The 789-nt window shown below is 71.2% G+C and carries 1 protein-coding gene; it reads right to left on the bottom strand.

Features of this window, described 5'->3' with window-relative positions; all coding sequences use genetic code 11:
* Nucleotides 1-96 precede the first annotated feature (96 nt).
* Nucleotides 97-705 carry a histidine phosphatase family protein gene (locus BN13_RS17515; protein ID WP_048548516.1) on the bottom strand — a complete coding sequence of 203 codons (609 nt, stop codon included), beginning with the start codon at nucleotides 703-705 and terminating at the stop codon, nucleotides 97-99.
* Between the last annotated feature and the right edge of the window lie 84 nt (nucleotides 706-789).

Genomic DNA, 789 nt, shown 5'->3' with positions numbered 1-789 from the left:
CCCCACCCCGAACTTGAGCATGCCTTACGCACTTGAGCACGCCTTCCAAGGCGTGCTCAAGTGCGTAAGGCGTGCTCAAGTTCGGGAATGGGGGGGCTAGGCGCGGAGGTTCCAGCCGGCAATGCGCCAGCCGTCGGGCCCCTCGACGAGGTCCGCCCACTGGCAGTTGCCCGGAGTCGTCAGGAGCCGGGCCGTGCTGAGCGAATCCAGCCCCAACAACAGCGCCGCCAGTACCCGGATCGTGCCGCCGTGGCTGACGATCACCGCGGCAGCGCTGTCGGGCAGCCCCGCCAGCAGCTCGGTCACGGCGGGGCGCAACCGCTCGGTGACCTGCGCCGGCCCCTCCCCGTCGATACCACGCCGCTGCTCGTGTCCGGTCAACGCGCGCCGGCGCTCGTGCGGATTCCGCGCGATCACCTCCGCCGACGTCAGCCCGGTCCACTGCCCCACATCGAACTCCCGCCACCGCGCATCCGGCTCGGGCGTCAGCGCGCACGACTCCCCCACCGCCGCCGCCGTGCGGGCGGCCCGGCTCAGGTCCGAGGTGACCAACCGCATTGGGGAGTATGCCGCGAGGGCCGGCCCCGCGGCATACGCCTGGGCGATGCCACGCTCGGTCAAGGCGACATCGAGATGTCCCTGCCAGATCCCGTCGAGATTGGCTTGGGTCTCGCCGTGGCGCAGGACGAGGAGACGGCGCGGCATACGAACTAGTGGGCGGCGGTTTGCTGCGTGCCGACGACGCCGAGGTCGATCGTCGGGCTCTCCCGCCACAGGCGTTCGAGGTCG

This window comes from Nostocoides jenkinsii Ben 74 (assembly GCF_001046875.1).
Lineage (GTDB): Bacteria > Actinomycetota > Actinomycetes > Actinomycetales > Dermatophilaceae > Nostocoides_A > Nostocoides_A jenkinsii.
Note: the sequence above shows the minus strand (reverse complement) of the source record. Positions and strands in the feature narration are given on the sequence as shown.

Bases quoted from the DNA above. Each gene is read 5' to 3' on its own strand.
- BN13_RS17515 (WP_048548516.1), bottom strand. From the start codon at position 705: ATGCCGCGCCGTCTCCTCGTCCTGCGCCACGGCGAGACCCAAGCCAAT.